The 20,541-nt window shown below is 72.7% G+C and carries 14 protein-coding genes and 2 pseudogenes; 6 read left to right on the forward strand and 10 right to left on the reverse strand.

Translation table 11 applies throughout. From position 1 onward, the window contains the following. Positions 1 to 15: 15 nt before the first annotated feature. Complete coding sequence (locus tag ACFYMO_RS21595; protein ID WP_388548195.1) at positions 16 to 1,167, forward strand: FAD-dependent oxidoreductase; 1,152 nt, start codon at positions 16 to 18, stop codon at positions 1,165 to 1,167. A gap of 102 nt (positions 1,168 to 1,269) precedes the next feature. Here ACFYMO_RS21595 and ACFYMO_RS21600 read toward each other — a convergent pair whose 3' ends face one another. The 9 genes from ACFYMO_RS21600 to ACFYMO_RS21640 all read right to left on the reverse strand — a co-directional run bounded on the left by ACFYMO_RS21600 (position 1,270) and on the right by ACFYMO_RS21640 (position 14,601). Further along, positions 1,270 to 2,028, reverse strand: a complete 759-nt coding sequence (locus ACFYMO_RS21600) for a trypsin-like serine protease (protein WP_027761501.1) — start codon at positions 2,026 to 2,028, stop codon at positions 1,270 to 1,272. Positions 2,029 to 2,419: 391 nt separating this feature from the next. Then, the gene (locus ACFYMO_RS21605; protein WP_388548198.1) at positions 2,420 to 3,082 is read right to left on the reverse strand and encodes a DUF4360 domain-containing protein; all 663 of its coding nucleotides are present in this window, start codon (positions 3,080 to 3,082) and stop codon (positions 2,420 to 2,422) included. A 220-nt stretch (positions 3,083 to 3,302) separates the two neighbouring features. After that, complete coding sequence (locus ACFYMO_RS21610) at positions 3,303 to 4,292, reverse strand: AraC family transcriptional regulator (protein ID WP_388548201.1); 990 nt, start codon at positions 4,290 to 4,292, stop codon at positions 3,303 to 3,305. A 259-nt stretch (positions 4,293 to 4,551) separates the two neighbouring features. After that, complete coding sequence (locus tag ACFYMO_RS21615; protein WP_388548203.1) at positions 4,552 to 5,361, reverse strand: alpha/beta fold hydrolase; 810 nt, start codon at positions 5,359 to 5,361, stop codon at positions 4,552 to 4,554. A 510-nt stretch (positions 5,362 to 5,871) separates the two neighbouring features. Continuing rightward, the gene (locus ACFYMO_RS21620) at positions 5,872 to 8,187 is read right to left on the reverse strand and encodes an FdhF/YdeP family oxidoreductase (protein ID WP_388548206.1); all 2,316 of its coding nucleotides are present in this window, start codon (positions 8,185 to 8,187) and stop codon (positions 5,872 to 5,874) included. 40 nt (positions 8,188 to 8,227) lie between these two features. Next, on the reverse strand, positions 8,228 to 8,746 hold the full coding sequence (locus tag ACFYMO_RS21625; protein ID WP_388548209.1) for an SRPBCC family protein: 519 nt from the start codon (positions 8,744 to 8,746) through the stop codon (positions 8,228 to 8,230). Positions 8,747 to 9,110: 364 nt separating this feature from the next. Beyond that, positions 9,111 to 10,355, reverse strand: a complete 1,245-nt coding sequence (locus ACFYMO_RS21630; protein WP_366772069.1) for an MBL fold metallo-hydrolase — start codon at positions 10,353 to 10,355, stop codon at positions 9,111 to 9,113. 435 nt (positions 10,356 to 10,790) lie between these two features. Next, positions 10,791 to 11,681, reverse strand: coding sequence for a universal stress protein (locus ACFYMO_RS21635; RefSeq protein WP_388548213.1), 891 nt, complete (start codon positions 11,679 to 11,681; stop codon positions 10,791 to 10,793). A 196-nt stretch (positions 11,682 to 11,877) separates the two neighbouring features. Next, positions 11,878 to 14,601 (reverse strand): cation-transporting P-type ATPase, encoded by a 2,724-nt coding sequence (locus ACFYMO_RS21640; RefSeq protein WP_366772071.1) that lies wholly within the window; start codon positions 14,599 to 14,601, stop codon positions 11,878 to 11,880. 966 nt (positions 14,602 to 15,567) lie between these two features. Here ACFYMO_RS21640 and ACFYMO_RS21645 point away from each other — a divergent pair. From ACFYMO_RS21645 to ACFYMO_RS21665, 5 genes and pseudogenes are all read left to right on the forward strand, one after another. Further along, positions 15,568 to 15,855, forward strand: coding sequence for a DUF1876 domain-containing protein (locus ACFYMO_RS21645; protein WP_366772072.1), 288 nt, complete (start codon positions 15,568 to 15,570; stop codon positions 15,853 to 15,855). A gap of 94 nt (positions 15,856 to 15,949) precedes the next feature. After that, positions 15,950 to 16,411: an Hsp20/alpha crystallin family protein gene (locus ACFYMO_RS21650; protein WP_366772073.1), complete on the forward strand. Its 462-nt coding sequence runs from the start codon at positions 15,950 to 15,952 to the stop codon at positions 16,409 to 16,411. Between the two features lie 249 nt (positions 16,412 to 16,660). Beyond that, on the forward strand, positions 16,661 to 17,038 hold the full coding sequence (locus ACFYMO_RS21655) for a carboxymuconolactone decarboxylase family protein (protein WP_388548218.1): 378 nt from the start codon (positions 16,661 to 16,663) through the stop codon (positions 17,036 to 17,038). A 183-nt stretch (positions 17,039 to 17,221) separates the two neighbouring features. Continuing rightward, on the forward strand, positions 17,222 to 18,364 hold the full coding sequence (locus tag ACFYMO_RS21660; protein ID WP_366772075.1) for a site-2 protease family protein: 1,143 nt from the start codon (positions 17,222 to 17,224) through the stop codon (positions 18,362 to 18,364). A gap of 317 nt (positions 18,365 to 18,681) precedes the next feature. Next, positions 18,682 to 19,435 (forward strand): annotated as a pseudogene (locus tag ACFYMO_RS21665) (dienelactone hydrolase family protein). A 245-nt stretch (positions 19,436 to 19,680) separates the two neighbouring features. Here ACFYMO_RS21665 and ACFYMO_RS21670 read toward each other — a convergent pair. Then, a pseudogene (locus tag ACFYMO_RS21670) lies at positions 19,681 to 20,031 on the reverse strand (cytochrome P450); the annotation flags it as partial. Positions 20,032 to 20,541: the final 510 nt, after the last annotated feature.

Here is a 20,541-nt window from a genome sequence, read left to right on the forward strand (position 1 = left end):
AGTGAGGTGACCCCCATGTCCCTGCATCACCCCGTAGTCGTCGTCGGCGCCGGCCTCGGCGGACTCGTGCTCGCCCGCGTCCTGCATGTACACGGCATCGAGGCGGCCGTCTTCGATCTCGACGCCTCTCCGCACGCCCGCGCGCAGGGGGGCATGCTCGACATCCACGAGGAGAACGGACAGGTCGCCCTGGAGGCAGCCGGTCTGACCGCCGGGTTCCAACGCATCATCCATCCGGGCGGCCAGGAGCTGCGCATCGTCGGCAAGGACGCCGCCCTCCGCTTGGCCGAGGAGGACGACGGGACCGGCGCCCGCCCCGAGGTGGACCGCGGCCGGCTGCGGGACCTGCTGCTCGGCGCGCTGCCGGCGGGCACCGTCCGCTGGAACGCCAAGGCCGACACCGTCCGTTCACTGGACGACGGCCGCCACGAGGTGACGTTCGCCGACGGCGGTGCCGTCACGACGGATCTGCTGGTCGGTGCCGACGGCGCCTGGTCGCGGGTCCGCCGGCTGCTCTCGCCCGCCCGGCCCGCCTACACCGGCGTCTCCTTCGTCGAACTCGACCTGTTCGACGCCGACGTCCGCCACCCCGCGGCGGCGGCGCTGCTGGGCGGGGGGATGTTCTTCGCGCCGGAGGACGGCCGGGCCTTCCTCGCCCACCGGGAGCCCGACGGCAGCCTGCACGTGTATGTCGGGGTGCGGGCCCGTGAATCCTGGCTCGACAGCATCGACTTCACCGACACGCACACCGCCAAGGAGGCGGTCCTGGAGTGCTTCGCCGACTGGCACCCGAGTCTGCGCGCGCTGCTCGCCGAGGCCGACGGCCGGCTGGTCCCGCGCCGGATCAACGCCCTGCCCGTAGGCCACAGCTGGGAGCGGGTGCCGGGCGTCACGCTCCTCGGAGACGCCGCCCATCTGATGTCCCCGTTCGCGGGCGAGGGCGCCAACCTCGCGATGCTGGACGGCGCCGAGCTCGCACAGGCCCTCGCCGCCCACCCCGGCGACCGCGAGAAGGCCCTCACCGTCTACGAGGAGGCTCTCTTCCCGCGCAGCGCGGAGCGGGCCGCCGAGTCCGCAGCCGGGCTCGACCTGCTCTTCGGCCCGGACAGCCCCGGGGCTCTGGTCTCCATGATGACCGCCGGTCCCCCCGCGGCGGGCCGTCCGTGACCGCCGCGGACGCCACGGTCCGTCCCCGGGTGCTCTGCCGCCGGTTCTCCGTGCCTGGTCCGGCACGGGGAACCGGCGGCCGCACCGGCCGGTCCCGGCCGCTCAGACGCCCGCGACGGACCGGATCCAGGAGCGGTACCGCGTGACGTTGGTGTATGCCGTGTTCGACTGCCGGTCGCTGGTGGAGGCGACGCCGACCTGCGCGCCGTTCGCCATCATCGGGCCGCCCGAGTCACCGCCCGCCGTGATGCCGTCACCGCGCCGGGCGCAGATCGCCGAACCGTAGTAGGCGTCCTGGCAGCCGCCGGTCACCACGACGTTCGCGTACTTCAGGTAGCGGGACTGGCAGTTGATCTCCTGGCCGCAGCGGGACGTGGCGCCCCACCCGTACACCTGCACGGTCTGGCCGACCGACACCGAGCCCGGCTGGCCGAGTCGGGCGTAGGTCGCCTGGACGGACCGGTCGAGGCGGACCAGTGCCAGGTCGGCGGAGGGGTGGGTGGAGACCTGGACGCCGTTGGCGGTGGTGCCGCCGCTCGTCTGGTCCAGGCTGCCGATGCGGAAGGACAACCGGCCGCCGCTGACGCAGTGCTTGGCGGTGAGGATCCAGGTGGGGGCGATGATCGTCGAGCTGCAGGTCTGTCTTCCGCCGGAGAACAGCCGGGCGGCCCACGGCCCGCTCTGCGCGTATCCGCCGCCGATGATGGGCTGGGGGCGGTCGTCCTGGGTGCCGGCCGCGGACGCGGCACGGGTGGCGGCCGGGCCGGTGGGGGAGTGGTCCTGGGCCACCGCGGCGGTGCCGAGGCTGAGAGCGGCCAGCAGGGCGGCTATGAGCGTGGGGAGTAATCTGGTGATGCGCAAGGTTCCTCGTTTCCGAAGACGCGCGATGTCCCGCGCGTGGCGTCCAGGGAAGTACCGGTTTCAGGTTTCCGGAATTCGAGGAGTTCGGGTAATAGCATTTTTCTGTTAGCGCCCGGTTATGCCCAGCGCCCCGGCGTCCGGCGGCCACCGGCCGGACGGACCCCGAGCCGCCCCGGGACGGTGCAGGAGGGCCCCGGCCCGTCCGCACCGCTCCGCGGAAGACGCACCGGCCCGAACGGGGCGCGGGCCGGTGCCGCCCGGAACCCGCCACCCCACCGCCCGGCTGCGCCGCGGCGAAGGCGTGGGCCGAGGTCCCGGACGGCCCGCTCCGGCCGGGCGCGGCACCGGCTGACCGGTGCCGGCCGCGGCGGTCAGCGGCTGCCCGGGGCGCTCAGGAGGACGGGCACTGCTTCCAGGCGAAGTGGTAGGTCGTGTTGATGTCCCCGTCGGTGGAGTCCATCGTCATGAAGCTCGTCGTGGTCGGATCGGAGCTGCCGACATCGACCCGCACCTCGGTGTTGATGTTGAAGTTGCGCTGCTCACCGCAGGGCTTCCACACCACCTGCCCCCAGTCCGTGGAGTCGGTGGCCTGCCAGTTGGCGTCCTGCGGGCCGGTGAAGGGATGGCTCGTGGCCGCCGTGTCGGGGGAGCCCTGGAAGTAGTACGACGCCTTCTGCAGTCCGGTCGCGCCGGGCTGCAGATAGGCATAGCCGCGGTAGTCCGCGGAGACGATCGCGTAGGTGAACCCCTGCGGCACGTGCACGATCAGGTTCAGCTGGCAGTTCTTGCGGCGGTCGGTGGGCTTCGAGTCCGGCCCCACCTCGGCCAGGTAGTCGCTGTAGGTGACGGTGAAGGCCGTGTTGTCCTCGGCGACCGCCACCTTGGCGGTTCCTTCGCGGCAGCCGGAACCGTTGACCGTGGCGACGTCGATGACGATCCGGTCGTCGGGCGGGTCGGCGAGGGCCGTGGAGGCGCCCTGGGCGGGCTGTGCGGAGAACACGCCGGCGGACAACGCCGCAGCCACCGCTGCGGTCCTGAGGGATCTTCGCGACATGGGCATCCCTTGCGTCGTGTGCGGTTTCGGGGGACAGGAGGGAGCCGGGGCCCCTGTGCTCCGGGTCGCTCCCCCCGACCGGTATGAAAGAGGGCGGCGCACGCCTTGGGCAGGCCCGTTTTCGGACGCAGTTTCCGCTACGGTGCTTTTGCGCCAGCCGCGGGCGCGCCGTCCCGCCGCACCCGCGTCCCGCCCCGCGCCCGCTCACGGGCGCCGCCGGTCACCCGCGCAGCGTGAGGGACGGGGCGTGCCCGTAGCGGCGCCGGTACCAGTCCGCGAACCGGCCCAGGTTGGAGAAGCCCCAACGGAAGGCGATCTCCGCCACCGTGACCGGGCCGTCGGAGTCGGCCGCGAGCAGGTCCTGATGGGCGCGCTCCAGGCGGATCTCCCGCAGCTGGGCCAGTGGTGTCCGGCCCACGTAGCGTTGGAACGCCTCCTGCAGGGCACGGGGGCTGAGCCTGGCCGCCACCGCGAGGTCCGACAGGGACAGCGGTTGGTCGCTGCGCTCCTCCATGAGCTGGATCGCCCTGCGCACGGCCGGGTGGGCGACGTTCCCGACGTGCCGCACCGGTTCCGAGGCCGGCAGCAGACGATGGGTCGCCATCAGGGTCGCGGCAGCGGTCCGGGCGAGCTGTTCCGCGACGAGCGGGTTGCTGCGGGCCACACCGCCGGTCATCACCTCCCGGTGCACCGCCGCGGACACTCCCGACCAACTCTCCGCCGCCGCAGCGGAGACCGCGCCGCCCAGCGCGAACTGCGCCCGGACCGGCTCCTCGTGCCCCAACGCCTCGCCCGCCGCCCGGTCCACCGCCTCCCGGGAGAGCCGGAGCGTGGTCATCCGGGCCCCGGCGCCCCAGAAGACCTTGAACCTCCGGTGCGGGTCGAGGATGTAGGTCTCCCCGGTGTCGACGAACTGCTCCTCACGCCCCGGCGACTCCACCCGCACCCGGCCCGTGTGCACCTGGCAGATCAGCAGATACGTCGTCAGCGGCTCGGGCGCCACGAGCGTCTCCGTGCCGTAGCTCAACGCGGAGAGAGTGATCCCGGGGAAGCCGCCCTCCGCGTACCACGCGGAGAAGTCCTGCGGTTTGTTGAGAACGCGCAGGTCGTAGGGACTGTACGCGGTGCTGATCATCTCGCGTGTCTCGTCCAGATCATCACTGCGGACCAGCGTCCGCATCCGGCTGTCATCGGCAGCGGGCGCGTTCATGGAGCTTCCTCACTCACCGTCGCGTTATCCGGCCAGGGACCGCGTTCCGCGGCTAGCCTGCCTTTTCCACAGTGAGTAACGTTCTGCATCCCAGGAGTCAAATGCCGAATGATGCAGTGGAGTCCACACAGATCAGTATCGGCCAAGTCCTGGAGCCGTACCGCGTCCGGGGTTCGGGGGACCGGGCGCAGTACGGCAGGGCCCCGAGCCGGTTCTCCGGCTCGGGGCCCTGCTGGTCGGTCCCGTGGTGTCGAAGCTGTCAGTCCTGCCGGGCGTCCCGCGCCGCACCTGGCGCCGCGAGACGCCGGAGTATGGAGTGCAGCAGCGCGTTGAACTCCGCAGGCTGCTCCACGTGCGGCATGTGGCCCGACTCCGGCATGATGTGCGCCTCGCCGTGCGGGGCGAGTTCCGCGAGTGTCTCGGAAACCTCGGCGGGGATCTCGGCGTCGAGCCGCCCGTGGACGAAGAACGCGGGTACCTCCAAATCACCGATGGTCTCCCGGGGATTGTGCCGCACCGCGTCCGAGAGGATCTCGTCGATGGAGTCCGAGGCGTCCAGTATCTGCTGCACCGTCCACTCCGGCAGCGCCGGGTCCGCCAGCGGGCCGTACCAGTCCACCACCCACTGCCGGACCGTCGCCGCCCGGTCCGTACGCAGCATCCGGCGCAGTTGGATGAGCAGTTCCGCCTTCCGCTCCGCCGGCCAGTACCCGGGGCCGTCCACGGCGACCACTCCGCGTACGGACGACGGCGCCCGCCGCGCCGCCTCGAGCACGATCGCGGCGCCGGCCGAGACGCCCACCAGCACCGGACGGTCCAGCTCCAGCGCCTCCGCCAGCGCCAGGACGTCCTGCGCGTGGCCCGCGATCGTGTCGGCGCCGCCCGGTCGCGCCGAACGCCCGCATCCGCGCCAGTCCGGTACGACGACCCGGTACGCGCCGGCGAACTCCTCGGCCTGCGCGCTCCACACCTGACCGTTCGTGCCCCAGCCGTGCAGCAGGATCAGCGGTTGTCCGGACCCGTGATCCTCGTGGAACAACTCGACGCGGTTGACGGTCGTATAGGGCACAGGTCCTCCTTGCGGCGCGGCACAGGGCGCGGAGCGGAACACGTACGAGCAGGGCCCCGAGCCGGAGTGCTGCCGGCTCGGGGCCTCGTTGTCCGGCGCTGAACTCCCCCGAGCCCCCAGCCCCGTAACAGCCCAGGTCGTGGCCGCGACTGCCCTGCGCGGGCCCTCATCCCGCAAGAGCCCCGCGGCACCGCACGACATGTGACGCCTGGTAGGCAGAGAAGTTACGCACGGTGGGCGGCAGATGCTAGCCGTGGAGCGCGGACCCTGGCCGGATTGCGCGCCCGGCCGGACGGCTTCCCGATGCCGGCCCGATCAGGCGGCTCGGGCCGCGGTCCGCTCGCCGGAACCGGCGCGCCCTTCAGGGAACACGCCAACATCCCCTCGCACGCCTCGCACGCCTCGCACGCCTCGCACGCGTCGGCGCCCTCCCCGGCGGCGTCCCGTCGAGCAGCACGTCCGACAGCCGGTCGTCCGGCCCGGACTGGATCGTGCGGCGCAGCGGGCGGATCAGGCCTCCACCCCGGCCCGGTCCGCGGCGCCGGCCGGCTCCAGCCGGACGACCAGCGCCTTCGACGTCGGCTGGTTGCTGCCCTCGGCCACGCTGTCCAGCGGTACCAGGACGTTGGTCTCCGGGTAGTAGGCGGCCGCGCAGCCCCGGGCGCTCGGATAGGGCACCACCTCGAAGCCCGCGGCCCGGCGCTCCTCGCCGTTCGCCCACACGCTGACCAGGTCGACTCGCTGCCCCGCGGTGAGGCCGAGCCCGGCCACGTCCTCCGGATTGACGAGCACGACCTGCCGGCTTCCGTGGATCCCCCGGTAGCGGTCGTCCGCCGTGTAGGGAATGGTGTTCCACTGGTCGTGGGAGCGCAGGGTCTGCAGCAGCAGATGCCCCTCGGGCGCCAGCGGCATCTGCCAGGTGTTGCGGCTGAAGAGGGCTTTGCCCGTCGAGGTGCGGAAGACACCCTCGTTGACCGGGTTGGGCAGCCTGATGCCGCCGGGGCGGATCACCCGCCGGTTGAACTCGTGCAGCCCCGGCACCACGCGGGCGATCCGTTCACGAAGTGTGCCGTAGTCCGCTTCGAACTGCTGCCAGGGAATGTCCGGGTCGTCGCCGAGAGTGGCGCGGGCGAGCCGGCAGAGGATGGCGACTTCGCTGAGCAGCAGCGTCGAGGCCGGCCGCAGCCGTCCGCGGGAGGTGTGCACCTCGCTCATGGAGTTCTCCACGGTGACGAACTGCTCGCCGCCCGACTGCAGATCCCGCTCCGTGCGCCCCAGGGTCGGCAGGATGAGCGCGGTCCGGCCGCACACCGCGTGGGATCTGTTCAGCTTGGTGGAGATGTGAGCGGTCAGCCGGCACTTGCGCATCGCTTCCCCGGTCACCGCGGTGTCCGGAGCGGCCTGCACGAAGTTGCCCGCGACGCCCAGGAAGAGCTTGATCCGCCCGTCCCGCATGGCCCTGATCGAGTTCACCGAGTCCAGCCCGTGCGCACGAGGGGGCGCGAAGCCGAACTCCTGCTGCAGCGCGTCCAGGAACGCGTCCGGCATCTGCTCCCAGATGCCCATGGTGCGGTCGCCCTGGACGTTGCTGTGACCGCGCACCGGGCAGGCCCCCGAACCCGCTCTGCCCAGGTTCCCGCGCAGCAGCAGGAAGTTCACGATCTCCCTGATGGTCGGAACCCCGTGCTTCTGCTGTGTGACCCCCATGGCCCAGCAGACGATCACCCGCTTGCTGCGCAGCACCTCGTCCCGGACCGCTTCGATCTCCTCGCGCGTGAGTCCGGTGGCGGTGCGGACGTCGTCCCAGCCGATCTCGCGCACATGCCGTGCGAAGTCCTCGAAGCCGCTGGTGTGGGAGCCGATGAAGTCCTGGTCGAGCACGGTGCCGGGCGCCGCCTCCTCGGCCTCGACCAGCAGCCTGTTCAGTCCCTGGAACAGCGCGAGGTCGCCACCGGTGCGGATCTGCAGAAAGCGGTCGGCGATCCGGATGCCCCGGCCGAGGACCCCGCCGGGCTGCTGCGGATTCTTGAACCGCAGCAGCCCGGCTTCGGGCAGCGGGTTCACCGCGACGATGCGCGCGCCGTTGCGTTTGGCCTCCTCCAGGGCGGAGAGCTGGCGCGGATGGTTGGTCCCGGGGTTCTGCCCCACAAGGAAGATCAGGTCCGCGTGGTGGAGGTCGTGCAGGGTCACGGTGCCCTTGCCGGTGCCCAGCGTCTCGTGCAGCGCGAAGCCGCTGGACTCGTGGCACATGTTGCTGCAGTCGGGCAGGTTGTTCGTTCCGAATGCTCTGGCGAAGAGCTGCAGCACGAACGCCGCCTCGTTGCTGACCCGGCCCGAGGTGTAGAACACCGCCTCGTCGGGGGAGTCCAGCGACTTCAGCTCGGCGGCGATCAGCCCCAGCGCCTCGTGCCAGCTGACCGGTTCGTAGTGGTCCGAGTCCGGCCGCTTGACCATCGGTTCGGTCAGCCGGCCCTGCTGGTTCAGCCACAGGTCCGAGCGGTGGGCCAGCTCCGAGACCGGGTGCCTGCGGAAGAAGTCGGCCGTGACGCGCCGCGAGGTCGCCTCGTCGTTGATGTGCTTGGCGCCGTTCTCGCAGTACTCGTTCCGGTGCCGGTGGCCGGGGGAGGGGTCGGCCCAGGCGCAGCCGGGGCAGTCGATGCCGTCCACCTGGTTCATGGTCAGCAGCGTCTGCCCGGCCCGGCGGGGCGATGTCTGCTGGAGGGAGTACTCGATCGCGTGCGCGACCGCGGGCACCCCGGCGGCCCATTCCTTGGGCGGCGTCACCGACAGCTGCTCCTCGGGCTCGTCCTCGGGTGGCTTGTGCATCTGGTTCGCCCCTCGCTTCCGCTGCCGATTCCGTTCCGGATCAGCCGACCGGCCAGTGCGGCACCCGGCTCCGGGGAGGTTCCGGCTCGCCCGGACTCACCCGGCCGTCGCCGATGGTGCCGCGCCAGGCTCCGGACTCCTCGCCGACCGCCTCGATGAACTCCCTGAAGCGGCCCAGTTCGCGGTGGACCGCGCCGCGCAGCAGCCCGGATGCGGCCGCGAGGCGGAAGGCGAATCCGGGCGGGTGCATCCGCATCCGTACTGTGACGGTGCTGCGGTCCGCCGCCGTGGGCCGGAAGCACACCTCACCGCTGTGCGCATGTCCGCGTCCCGTGCTCCGCCAGGCCAGGTACGCGTCCGGCCGCTGCTCCACGACCTCCGCCTGGAACCGTCCGCGCAGCGGTCCGACCCCGACGACCCAGTGGGTGAGGTTGGGCTTGACCTGCTCGACCTCCCGCACCGACGACATGAACCGGGGGAAGTCGGCGAACTGGGTCCACTGGTTGTAGGCGGTGTGCACCGGAACCCGGACTTCAACCGTCTCTTCGATGGCGCTCATGGCTCGCCCGTCCTCGACTGTCGCTCTCCGTCAGTATCGGCACCGTGGTGCGGACCGCCACCGGGCCGCTACCGGATCGCCACCGGACCGGGGCCGGACCGGTGGCGCACGCCTCGCCGGCTGCATGATCGAATGGGACAAACTAGCACAAGATGGGCGTATCGTCGGGCAGGTGTCCGACCCGCAGCGCGGCGCCTTCGCCGGGCAGCGCGCCGTCCCGCCGCGGCCGGAGAACCTGACCGGGTGCGCCCTGCACCGTCCCCGGCGCCCTGGCCGCCGACCGCGGCGAAGCCTCGACCAGCCCGACGCGACCCCGAGGATGCAGGTACCGACGGATCCGGCCGGCCGGCGGGTACGGGCCCTCTCACCCCGGGGACTCGGCCGCCTCCCCGGACGGCTCGGCCCGGTGCGCGACCACGGAACCCGGCGCCTCCGCCGGTGCCCCTGCCTGTGCCTCCGCCGCCGGGGGGCCGGAGACGGGGGCCCGGGCGACGGTGCGCCACCACGGCGCTGAGGGGACCTCGTCCGCGGTGGGCTCGAACGGCTCCCCCGGAAGGGGGAGAGCGGCCCGGGCGCCGGCCTCCTCGCAGGCAGCGAGCGTGCCTTCCCCGGGCTCGTCCCACGGGTGCGGCGCGAGAGTGAAGGTCGCCCAGTGGATCGGCAGCATCACCCCGTGCGGGTTCCCCCTCTGCAGATCCAGATGCGCCCGCACGCCCTCGCCCGGCGTCATGTGGATGTCGGGCCAGTACTCGCTGTACGCCCCGATCTGGATCATGGTCGCGTCGAAGGGGCCGTGGTCCGCGCCGATGTCCCGGAACCCGGGGAAGTAGCCGGTGTCACCGCTGTGGAACACCCGGTGCCCGGAGGGCCCCTCGGCCACCCAGGAGGCCCAGAGGGTGTGCTGCTGATTGCGCAGTCCCCGACCGCAGAAGTGCCGGGCCGGGGTCGCCGTCAGCCGCAGGTCCCCCACAAGCGTCGACTCCGACCAGTCCAACTCGCGCAGTCGGTCGCCCGGAACGCCCCAGCGCTCCAGATGCGCACCCACTCCGAGCGGCACCGCGAAGACCGTGTCCGTCGAGGCCAGCGCACGGATCGTGGGCAGGTCGAGGTGGTCGTAGTGGTCGTGCGAGATGACGACCACGTCCACCGTGCCGAGCGAGGCCAGCGGCAGCGGGACGGCGTGCAGCCGCTTCGGCCCGGCGAACGAGAACGGGGAGCAGCGCCGCCCCCACACCGGGTCGAACAGCACCCGCCGGCCGTCGATCTCGGCGAGCACGCTGGAGTGGCCCATCCAGGTGAGCCGCAGTCCGCCGGCCGGCGGCCGGGCGAGGTCCTCCGCCGTGGTGGGGTGCAGGGGTATGGGCCCGGCGGGCCGGCGTCGCCTGCGCGCTTCCTTCTGGAAGTACATCTTCGCGAAGTCGAGCCTGGAGCCGGAAGGACGGGCCCGGGGGCCCTCGGGATTGTCGGGGTTCTGGAACACCCCGTCCGCGAAGTGCGGTGAGCGGCGGATCCGGGCCAAGCGCTCACCGGTGGGATCGGCGCCGAATGCGACGGGTCGCAGGGACCGCGCCTGGGTGAGCGGCGGATTCGGGGCGGCTGAGTCGGCCACGGGACCTCCTGGGACCTTCGCTTCGTTCCAATACCGGGCTTGTGCACGGCCCGGTGCGCCCGTGCTCCTTGCCGCCACTCCGGCACCCCGGCGCGCCGGCAAGGGGTATCGGGGCTCCACCGGGTTCCTCCCGCCCGCTACGAGCGCACTCCACGGGCGCCGGAATCGCCGCGGCGTGCACAACCGACGGCGGGACCTTCGCATCGCCGGGGGCAGTCGCCACCGTACGGGACACGATCAGCCGCCGGGGCGACGCTGCGAGCCACCGGAGTCCGCACACCCGGAAATCCTACGATCGCCCCCGACCGTCCAGGCGGCCCTGCCGTAACATGCGGCGGACGGACACGGGGCGAGCCGTCCGCCGCGACACCACGTCGGGGAGAGGACGGAGGTGCTGACGGCGGCCCGAATCGACCTCCCCCTCCACCCCGCCGGCTACTGAGAGCCGTCCCTCCGTCCCCGCACCACAGCGACCGAGCAGTGCGCGTGATGGAGGACGGCCATGCTGACCGACCCCAGGCGCAGTCCCGCGAAACCCCCTTCGCCTCTGCTGCCGACCACGAGCAGCCGGGCCGTACGGCTCGCCTCGATCAGCGCCTGCCGCGGCCGTTCGCGTACCGCGCGGCGCTCGACGGCGACGTCCGGACAACGTTCGCTCCACCCGGACAGCAGTTCCGCCAGCAGCCGCTCCTCGCCCGCCTGAAGGTCTCCGGGTGCCTTCGCGTACGGCTGCGCCGGATCGTCCGGCGGTACCGGCGGCACGCTCCACTCGGACCAGGCGTGCAGAGCCACCAGGGGCCCGCCGCAGGCAGCGGTCTCGGCGAAGGCGAAGGCGGTCGCTGCCTCCGCCGCGGGGGAGCCGTCGATGCCCACGACGACGGGTGCGTCGGGCGTCGGAGTGCCGCGGACCACCAGCACGGGTCCCTCGGCCCGGGTGGTCAGATGCCTGGAGACGGACCCGAGCAGGCCGCTGGTGATGCCGCTGCTCCCGCTGCTGCCCACGACCGTCATCAGCGCGTCCCGGGACAGTTCCGCGAGCACCGGCCGCGGATCACCCCTCGCCAACGTGGTGAGGACGTCGACCTCCGGCGCGACGGACCGGGCACGCGACTCGGCCTCGGAGAGCACGCGCTCCCCGCTCTCCCGCAGCGCCCGCTGACCGGCTTCGTCCAGCGCGGTGGCGATTCCCGGAGGCGGCACCCAGTCGACGGAGTGGACGATCCGCAGCCGCGCACCGCGGCACGCGGCCTCGCGGGCGGCCTGCTCCACCGCGACCGCGGCCGGCGGCGAACCGTCCGTTCCGACTACTGTCTGCGGCAACCGCACGGGAACACACCGCCCTGGCTCCGGGACGACATCACGTTCGCTTCCTCGCACGGTCCCGCACCACCCGGGGCCCGGCAACCGGAAGCAGCGCCCGCACGGCGGACCGGAACCCCTTCGGTGGCCTCCCGGGGCCCCTCTCGCTGCCGCGCGGGGCCGTTCATCGGGTTCTCCCTCCCCCGACCCCCGCGGATCCCGGTCACCTCCGGTTCGCCGCACCGGCGGCCCGGCCGCCCCGGACCGTTTCGCGGCGGCGCCGCAGCGAGCGCCGGAGCTCGTCTGCGCCCCAGACCAGTACGGGGAACGTCAGCAGCAGCGCCACCACGTCCCAGGGCAACGGGGCGGTGCCGAAGAGGCTCTGGAAGGGCGGCACCCAGATCAGCACTGCCGTGAAGGCGAGTTCGAAGACGATGCCGGCCAGCAGCAGCGGATTGGACGCCCACCCCACCTCGCGCAGGGACGCCCGGTCGGTCCGGGCAGCCATCGCCGTGCCGACCTGGCACATGACGATGCCCGCGAAGGTGGCGGTGGTGGCGGTCAGATAGTCCTGGTGCAGTCCGCTGCCCGCGGCGGTGGAGGCACCGGGCGTCCACCCGGCACGCCACAGCATGTAGAAGTAGGTCCCCATCACCAGCACGGTGGAGAGCAGTCCCAGAAAGGCCCACGCCCGGAACAGCATGTCCTTGGTGATCACCCCGGAACCCCGTCCGGAGCGCCTGGGCGGTCTTGCCATCAGCCCGGGCTCGGCCGGCTCCCGGCCCAGCGCCAGTGCGGGCAGCGTCTCGGTGCCCAGGTCGATCGCGAGAATCTGCAGGACCGTCAAGGGCAGCGGGATCGTGCCCCCGCTGAGCGCGTACACCAGGAACGGCACGATCTCCGGGACGGCGTGCGCGAAGATGTAGAGGATGAACTTGCGGACGTTGTCGTAGACCCGGCGTCCGGATTCCACCGCCTTGACGATGGTGGCGAAGTCGTCGTCCGTGAGCACCATCGTGGCGGCTTCCCTGGCGACATCGGTGCCGGACAGGCCCATCGCCACCCCGATGTGCGCCCGGTGCAGCGCGGGCGCGTCGTTGACCCCGTCGCCGGTCATCGCCACGATCTGGCCCTGGTCACGCAACGCGTCCGCCACCCGCAGCTTCGTCTCCGGGGAGGCCCGGGCGAAGACCACTTCGGCGGGGGAGGCGAGCAGTTCGTCCAGCTGCTGTTCGCCCACCGACTCGGCATCCGCCAGGACCTTCAACTCGGGATCGCCGATGCCCACCTCACGCGCCACGGCGGCGGCCGTGGCGCCGTTGTCCCCGGTGACGACGTGCACCCGAAGCCCGGCCTGATGGCAGCGGCGCACCGCGCCCGCCACCTCGGGGCGCGGCGGGTCGTGGAGCCCGACCAGACCCAGCAGCTCCAGGTCGCACTCCACATCCTCGCGCCGCGCCGGCACATCCGCGGTCGTCTGGCTCCGCGTGGCGACGGCGAGGACGCGCAGCCCCTCCCGCGCCATGGCGTCCACGGCCGCGCGCACCGCGTCGGCGTCGGCGGTGCGGCCCAGCAGGGGCAGCAGCGCTTCCGGAGCGCCCTTGACACCGACCGTCGGCGTGTCCCGCAGGTCGCTGACGACTGACATCATCCGCAGCCGGGGGTCGAAGCGGAACAGGGCTCGTCTGCGCAGGTCCCGTGCGCCCGGGTCGAAGTCCCGGCCCAGGCGCGCGGCTCCCTCGACCAGTGCGACCTCCGTGGGATCGCCGGTGAACGCCCCGTCCTCGCCGCGGGTGACGGTCGTGCACTCGGCCATCGTCTCCGCGAGCCTGTCGACGTCGTCGCCCGGGTCCGGCTGCTCGACATCCCGCTCCCCGCCGAGCGGCGTCCACACCGTCCGCAGGCGCATCCGGTTGCGGGTGAGGGTCCCGGTCTTGTCGGTGCAGATCACATGCGTCGAACCCAGTGTCTCGACCGCGCTGAGGCGTTTGACGACCGCGCCCTGCCGGGCCAGCAGCCGCACCCCCAGGGCGAGCGCCAGGGTGATGGTCGGCAGCAGCCCCTCGGGGACGTTCGCGACCAGCAGGCCGATCGCGAACGTCAGCGCGTCCCTGACCGGGAGGCCCGACGCCGTCCCGATCAGCAGGAAGACCGCACCCATGCCGACGGCGACCGCGGCGATCAGCCAGGCCACCCGCTTGACCTGGAGTTCCAGCGGACTCCCCTCGCGCCGGGTGCGCTGGCTGAGCGCGGCGATCCGGCCCAGTTCGGTGTGCCGGCCGGTCGCGAAGACGATGGCTTTCGCCTGCCCCTCGACGCAGGTGGTGCCGCTGAACGCCAGATTCGGTTCGCGCAGGGTCGGCGCGTCGGCCGCTGCCTGCCCCGCGGCCCGCTCCACCGGGGCGGACTCGCCTGTCAGCAATGACAGGTCGATCTCCACAGCCCCCTCCACCAGCCGCACATCGGCAGGAACGCTGTCTCCCTCGTCCAGCAGGATCAGATCGCCGGGAACGAGCCGCGTCGACTCGACGGTCTGTTCCCGGCCGTCCCGTATCACCCGGGAACGGGCCGGCAGGTAGTCGGCCAGCGCTTCGACAGCGCGCTCCGCCTGCCGCTCCTGCAGCAGTGCGAACCCGGCGTTGAGGAGGATGACGGCGACGATCGCCACGCCCAGCACCCGGGTACCGGCGACAAAGGCCAGTCCCGCGGCCCCCCACAGCAGCAGCGCGAGCGGATGCACCAGTTGCCGTGCCAGCTCCCGCCGCAGTTGTCCGCGATGCTCCCGGCGGACCTCGTTGGGGCCGTACACGGCGGCGCGTCTCTCCGCCTCACGCCGCGAGAGCCCCTCCGGACCGGTCCTCAGATCCTGGCGGAGGCGCGCCAGCGGTTCCCGCGGGTCGACCTCCACGGGGAGCTGCGACTGCTCGGTCCCCGCCTCCGGCTGCATGACGGCGCCTCAGCCACCGGTCCGCCACCCGGCCGCAACGACCGGCACGCGCGATTCCCCGAGCAGCGATGCCCAGCGGGAAGCCTTACGCGGGGTACCGAGAGCTGAGCGCCCCCCGGTACCGGCAGTCGCGCTGCGGCCCTTGGACCCGGCCCGGTGCGCTCGCCGCCGGTCCTGCCGGCCGACGGCCCCGCGCCCGGACGGCCCGCGGGGGCAGCGGCGTATGCTCCCGCCGGCCGGGGGAGCATCCGCGCAAGGCCTGAGCGGCCCTCCGGGATGACCGGCTGCGGCGCCTGGCCGCGACCCGTTGTTGTGCATCGCCCCTGCCTCCAGTTGCCTCCAGCCGCCTCTTGGTGCCGCGGTCGTGCCGCGGCCGTCGGCGCGGGATGCGTGAACCGCCTGTTCCAGGTGAGCAGAAGCCCGGGCAGCGGGCCACCGCGATCCGCCGTTCGGAGGAGCAGCCGGGCACCGGTGCCGGCACCGTCCCCGACGGACCGGCAGGCCAGAAGCGCCCCGCGCCGGTGTACGGCGCCACGCTCAGTCACCGGGAACGGGACGTCGGCGTCGTATGGCGGCTGCTTCCTCCGCGTAGGAGAGTGGAAGATGCGGGGATGAGGTGGCTCGGACGGTCACCGACACTCCGCCGCGTACGGACCGGCGGCACGACGCAGGTGCGACTCTCGGGCCGCGACCGGATCCGCCGCCGGCACCACAACGGAATCGAGTGGCGGGGGAGCGGACCGACGGCGCTCCGTCGGAACCTCGGGCAGCTCGGCCTGCCCAGGGCCGCCGTCCGCAGCCGGCCGGCTCTTCGCGTACCCCGGAGCTCCGCGGAGAGGCGAGCAGCACGCGCGAACCGCGCTCTGTTCCGGCGTCCGGCAGCAGCTGCGGGGCCCGCGCGCGGTCCCGGCTGCCCGGCACCCCATCGGGTGCCGCACCGCTCCGTACCCGGGTGAGGAGAGGACGATGTCACACACCATGGAATGGAAGGTTCGCCTCCACCTCTTCGAGGACGACGAGGGGGCGACGAAGGCGCACGCGACGCTGGACACCGGCGCCGCGCAGGTCACCGGCCGCGGCACGGCCCACTGCCACCCGGCGGACACGGACGTGCCGGAGATCGGTGACGAGCTGGCGGCGGGCAGAGCCATGCGTGACCTCGCCCAGCGACTGCTGAACATCGCCGAGCACGATGTCGAAGGCATGCAGATCCCCCGTGCGGAGGCCCGTCCGACGGTCGGGCAGCCCAGGTGACCGGCGGCGAAGCGCCCCGGCTCGCCGTCCGCGAACCGGGGAGCGGCCCCACGGGCCGGCGGCAGCGAGGGAGAAACCAGCGCAGGAGGAAGTCATGACTGTTCCCGCACGACACCACACGGCAGGACCTCCGGCGGCAGGCTTCAGCGAGCTGGAGAACCTCCGAACCCGGGTGGACGAGCTCCTGCACGCCGCCCTTCCCGGTGCCGGGTTCCCCGGGTTCGGCATGGCCGAGCCGTGGGCTCCGCTGGCCGACGTCGAGGAGGTCGAGGACGCCTACCGGGTCGAACTGGAGCTGCCCGGCGTCCGCAAGGACCAGATCACCGTGGAGGTCTCCGACGGCGAACTCGATGTCCGTGGCGAGGTCAAGGAGAAGGAACGGACCGGAACGGTGCGCAGGCACACCCGCCGCATCGGACGGTTCGACTACCGCACCACGCTGCCGCCCAACTCCGACGCCGAGCACATCAGCGCGGAGCTGGCGGACGGCATCCTCACGGTGAACGTCCCCAAGGCGGGGAAGGGGCAGGCACAGCGCATCGAGATCACCGATTGAGCCCGGAGCGACGGCCGCCCCGTAGGCGCCGGCTCTCGGGGACGCTACGCCCCGCCCCGGCCTGTTCGGAGCCCGGGCGCCGGGCACCCGGCCCGGCCGGGTGAGGGACAGGGGGCGGACGGGTGTGGACAGCAGGCGGCCGCCGTGGCTAAGCGGCCGGATACACCCGGAAGGACCAGCCTCCCGCGCCGGGCACCGCTCGGGGACGCACACTCGAAGCTGCACCCAGCAGCAGGAGAGGGGCGCTTGATGAGCAGCAGCTTCGGCGAAGCCGTACGGGAAGAGCTACGCCCGCTCACCAGAGAGCTGCGGCACGCCATCCCCGGGGTCTACCAGGGCTACAAGGAACTGCACGACGCGGCCCTGCGGGCAGGCGTACTCGACGCGAAGACCAAGGAGTTCATCGCCCTCGCGCTGGCGGTGAGCAAGCAGTGCGACGGCTGCATCGCCGCACACGCCCATGCCGCCGTGCAGCAGGGAGCGACCCCGAAAGAGGCCGCCGAGGCCATCGGCGTCACCTTCCTGATGAACGGGGGCCCCGCGACCATCTATGGCGCTCGGGCCTTCTCCGCGGTCAACGAGGCGTACACGGCTTCCGGGGCCGGCAGCGGAACCTCGCCGCACTGAGCCGGCAGCTCCACCGCAGGCTCCGCGCGGATTCCGACGCCTCGGCGGGATCCGCCGTGCGGCGCCGGTCGGGCGGCCTCCGGTCGTCGCCGGAAGCGGCGACGTGGGGCCCCGCAAGGCGGGGCACGTGCCACCCACGTGACTCGGACATCACACCAGTCACCCCGAGGCAGGGAGACGACCGTGCGTGCAACGTTCCCACTGGGGCGGATCGCCGGAGTGCGGATCGGCGTCCACTGGAGCGTCCTGCTCATCTTCGCCCTCATCACATGGGTGCTGGCCCGCAGCCGCTTTCCGCAGGTCGAGCCCGGGCGCGCGGAAGGGCTGTACTGGGTGACCGGACTGGGCACCGCGCTGCTGTTCTTCGGCTCACTGCTGGCGCACGAACTCGCGCACGCGATTGTCGCCAGACGCAACGGAGTCCTCGTCGAGGACATCACGTTGTGGCTGCTCGGCGGGCTGGCCCGGTTGAAGTCCGAGGCGTCCGAGCCGGGTGCGGAGCTGCGCATCGCCGGAGTCGGGCCTCTGGTCAGCCTGCTGCTCGGGGTGGGTTTCGGGCTCGGCTCCTGGCTCGTCCACCTCCTGGGCGCCCCGCGGCTCCTGGTGGAGGCGGCAGCCTGGCTGGCGGTCATCAACGTGCTGCTCGCTCTCTTCAACACCATTCCCGCCGCTCCCCTGGACGGTGGGCGCCTGCTCCGCGCCCTGCTGTGGCGCCGCAGCGGGGACCGGCTGCGGGCGGCCGTCCGGGCAACCCTGGTGGGGCGCGCCTTCGGGTGGCTGCTCGTCGTCGGGGGAGTCCTGCTGTTCCTCACGGCGCGCGCCTTCGACGGGCTGTGGCTGGCGCTGGTCGGCTGGTTCCTGGTCACCGCCGCGACCGCGGAGGGCCGGCAAGCGCAGATCAGAAGCACCCTGGCCGGTGTGCCGGTGCGGCGGGCCATGACGGAGCACCCCGTGCTGGCGCCCGCGGGGCTGACGATCGGGCAGTTCCTCGCCGATCCCCGGTACCGCTACCGCCACTCGGCGTTCCCGGCCGTGGGGGCGGCGGGCGACGCGGCGGGGCTGATCACGCTGGAGCGGGCTCAGCATGTTCGCGCCGACCAGCGGGAGACCACTGCGGTCGGTGACGTGATGCTGCCGCTGTCGGAAGTGGTCACCGCGGGCCCGGACGATCCTCTGGCGGACCTGCTGCCGCGGATGGAGCCGGGTGCCGAGCACCGGGTGCTGGTACTCGAGAACGGCCACGTCGTCGGGATCGTCTCCCCCAGCGACATCGGCCGCACGCTGAGCTGGCTGATGCCTCAGCAGCAGCATCCCCGCACCTGGTGACGCAGCGGCATCCGCCTCGACCGCAGCGCCCCGGGGACGACGGCGGCCGGCGCCCGCCGCGACCACGGTGGACATCCGCCGCGACCGGACGGCCGACATCCACCGGCCCGGATCCTCCGCACACCGGCGCCGCGTCAGGAGCCCCACCGAGTCCCGCGGTCGGAGTGGGGCCAAGCCGGTTGTGATAATTTCAGCCCGCCGTGCGCCGCTGCGAACCGAGGAGGTGAGACCGATCAACGCTGTGACAGGTCGGGGCTCCCCTTCTCGCATGGTCCGGGGAGTGCCCGCTCAAGGCATTCCGAAGGGCTCGAAACGCTATGCGCTTCACCTCTCAGACGTCGTATGACGGCGTAACCGAACAGCTTTTCACTCTTGGCGCGATCCCCGGTGCGCTGTGGACACCGGCAGGCGCTGCCGGTACCCGCCCCCTCGTCCTGATGGGACACGGCGGCGGTCAGCACAAGCAGGCTCCGGGAATCGCGGCCCGCGCGCGGCTTCGCGACCGAGTGCGGTTTCGCGGCGGCGGCGGTCGACGTGCCCGGACATGGCGACCGGCCGCGGGAGGACGAGTACGACCGGCTCGCGGCCGAGAACCGGGCCCGTGCGGCGGCCGGGGAGGAACTGGCCCCGCTGATCGCGGACCTACAGGCGAGGGTGGCGCGCCGGACCGTCCCGGAGTGGCGCTCCGTTCTGGACACGCTCCAGGAACTCGAGTACGTCGGCTCCGGCCCGGTGGGCTATTGGGGGGTGTCGCTGGGCTGCGGACTCGGCGTTCCGTTCGTCGCCGCCGAACCCCGGGTGCGCGCGGCGGTGCTGGGGCTGGGCGGGGTATTGGCAACTGCCGGGCCCGCCGCGCGGATCACCGTCCCGGTCGAGTTCCTGGTGCAGTGGGACGACGAGCGGGTGCCACGGGAGCAGGGTCTGGCGCTCTTCGACGCCCTGGGATCGGCCGAGAAGACCCTGCACGCCAACCCGGGTGCGCACGCGGACATCCCGGCCTTCGAGCTGGACAGCACGCTGCGGTTCTTCGCCCGGCACCTCGCCCCCGCGCCGCCCGGCGCCTCGGAGTGAGTCCGCGGGGCGCCGGACGGGTCCTTTCCGCCCGGCGCCCCGCTTCCGGACTGTCCCGGTCGCGGAACGCGCCCGCCCGCGGGGCGCGCGTGCGTGAGGACATCCGGTGGCGTGGGACTGCGCGCAGCGGCCGACGGGGACGCGCACCGCCCGGGTGCGGCACCCGTGCCGGGTGTCACGTCCCGTCGGCACCGCTTGCCCGATAGTGCGTCACCCCAGGACGAGGGGCAGCTTCACCAGGCCGCGGCCCGCCCCTGCCGCGGCAGTGCGCCGAGCAGGTCGCCGGCGAGCGTCTCGATTCCCGGACGCAGCGCTGCGATCCGTCCGGGTGTGAAGTGGCCCGCCACCATGCGGCGCAGCCGCGTGTGCTGCGGGGCATCGCTCTGGAGCATGTTCCGCCCGATGGAGTCCCCGCCGTCTCCGCGCCATGACGAGGAGTGGCGAACGTCGTTGCGCAACCGCGGATCCGCCAGCGCTGTCCGTGCCGCCTCCCGCGTCACGACGAACCAGCTCTCCCCACTGCCGGGGACCGGGATCCGATGCACGGCGCCCTTGGCACGCAAGGCGGCGTATGCCGGGTACGGATCCGCCGCCATGTCGGCCGCTGCGCCGATCGGTTGCTGCAACGTCGGTGCCTGCGGCCGTCGCCCTCCATTGCGTTCCTCCATACTCTTGCGGGTCGTCCCGCTGCCGGATGACTGGTCGGGGTTGCGGTGTCGCGGAAGCGGACCGGCGGCGGTCGCGTCCGCGGGCGAGTGGGCGGGCCCCGTCCGAACGTCGGTGAGCAACGGCTCGTGTCCGATCGGGCGCGGGCGCCGCGTCCTGGGCGTCTCGACGGCACCCCAAGGGGACGGATCCTGGCGCCGCACCGCGCCGTAAGGCGGTTCAGCCGTGCAGGACTTCGGCAACGGTGTGAGCGAGGCCGGTGGCCTGCGTGTGACCCGCGCGGGTGGTATCCGGTCGCCGGCTGTCGACGGTCATGTCCCGGCCCATGGCGCGACGGGATGCGGTGTCGGGTGTGAGAAGCGTGACGGAGCAGCCCGCGGCCGGGAGTTCGTCGGCTTCCTGCCGGGCGTCGGGGTGCGGGCCCGGAGCCGAGAGAACCG

Origin of the sequence: Streptomyces sp. NPDC007025 (assembly GCF_042869455.1) — a bacterium.
In the GTDB taxonomy this organism is placed as follows: domain Bacteria; phylum Actinomycetota; class Actinomycetes; order Streptomycetales; family Streptomycetaceae; genus Streptomyces.

Excerpts from the sequence above, each read along its gene's own strand:
- ACFYMO_RS21595 (WP_388548195.1), top strand. The coding sequence starts at position 16 with ATGTCCCTGCATCACCCCGTAGTCGTCGTCGGCGCCGGCCTCGGCGGA.
- ACFYMO_RS21655 (WP_388548218.1), top strand. The coding sequence starts at position 16,661 with ATGAGCAGCAGCTTCGGCGAAGCCGTACGGGAAGAGCTACGCCCGCTC.
- ACFYMO_RS21640 (WP_366772071.1), bottom strand. The coding sequence starts at position 14,601 with ATGCAGCCGGAGGCGGGGACCGAGCAGTCGCAGCTCCCCGTGGAGGTC.
- ACFYMO_RS21650 (WP_366772073.1), top strand. The coding sequence starts at position 15,950 with ATGACTGTTCCCGCACGACACCACACGGCAGGACCTCCGGCGGCAGGC.
- ACFYMO_RS21625 (WP_388548209.1), bottom strand. The coding sequence starts at position 8,746 with ATGAGCGCCATCGAAGAGACGGTTGAAGTCCGGGTTCCGGTGCACACC.
- ACFYMO_RS21645 (WP_366772072.1), top strand. The coding sequence starts at position 15,568 with ATGTCACACACCATGGAATGGAAGGTTCGCCTCCACCTCTTCGAGGAC.
- ACFYMO_RS21610 (WP_388548201.1), bottom strand. The coding sequence starts at position 4,292 with ATGAACGCGCCCGCTGCCGATGACAGCCGGATGCGGACGCTGGTCCGC.
- ACFYMO_RS21620 (WP_388548206.1), bottom strand. The coding sequence starts at position 8,187 with ATGCACAAGCCACCCGAGGACGAGCCCGAGGAGCAGCTGTCGGTGACG.
- ACFYMO_RS21605 (WP_388548198.1), bottom strand. The coding sequence starts at position 3,082 with ATGTCGCGAAGATCCCTCAGGACCGCAGCGGTGGCTGCGGCGTTGTCC.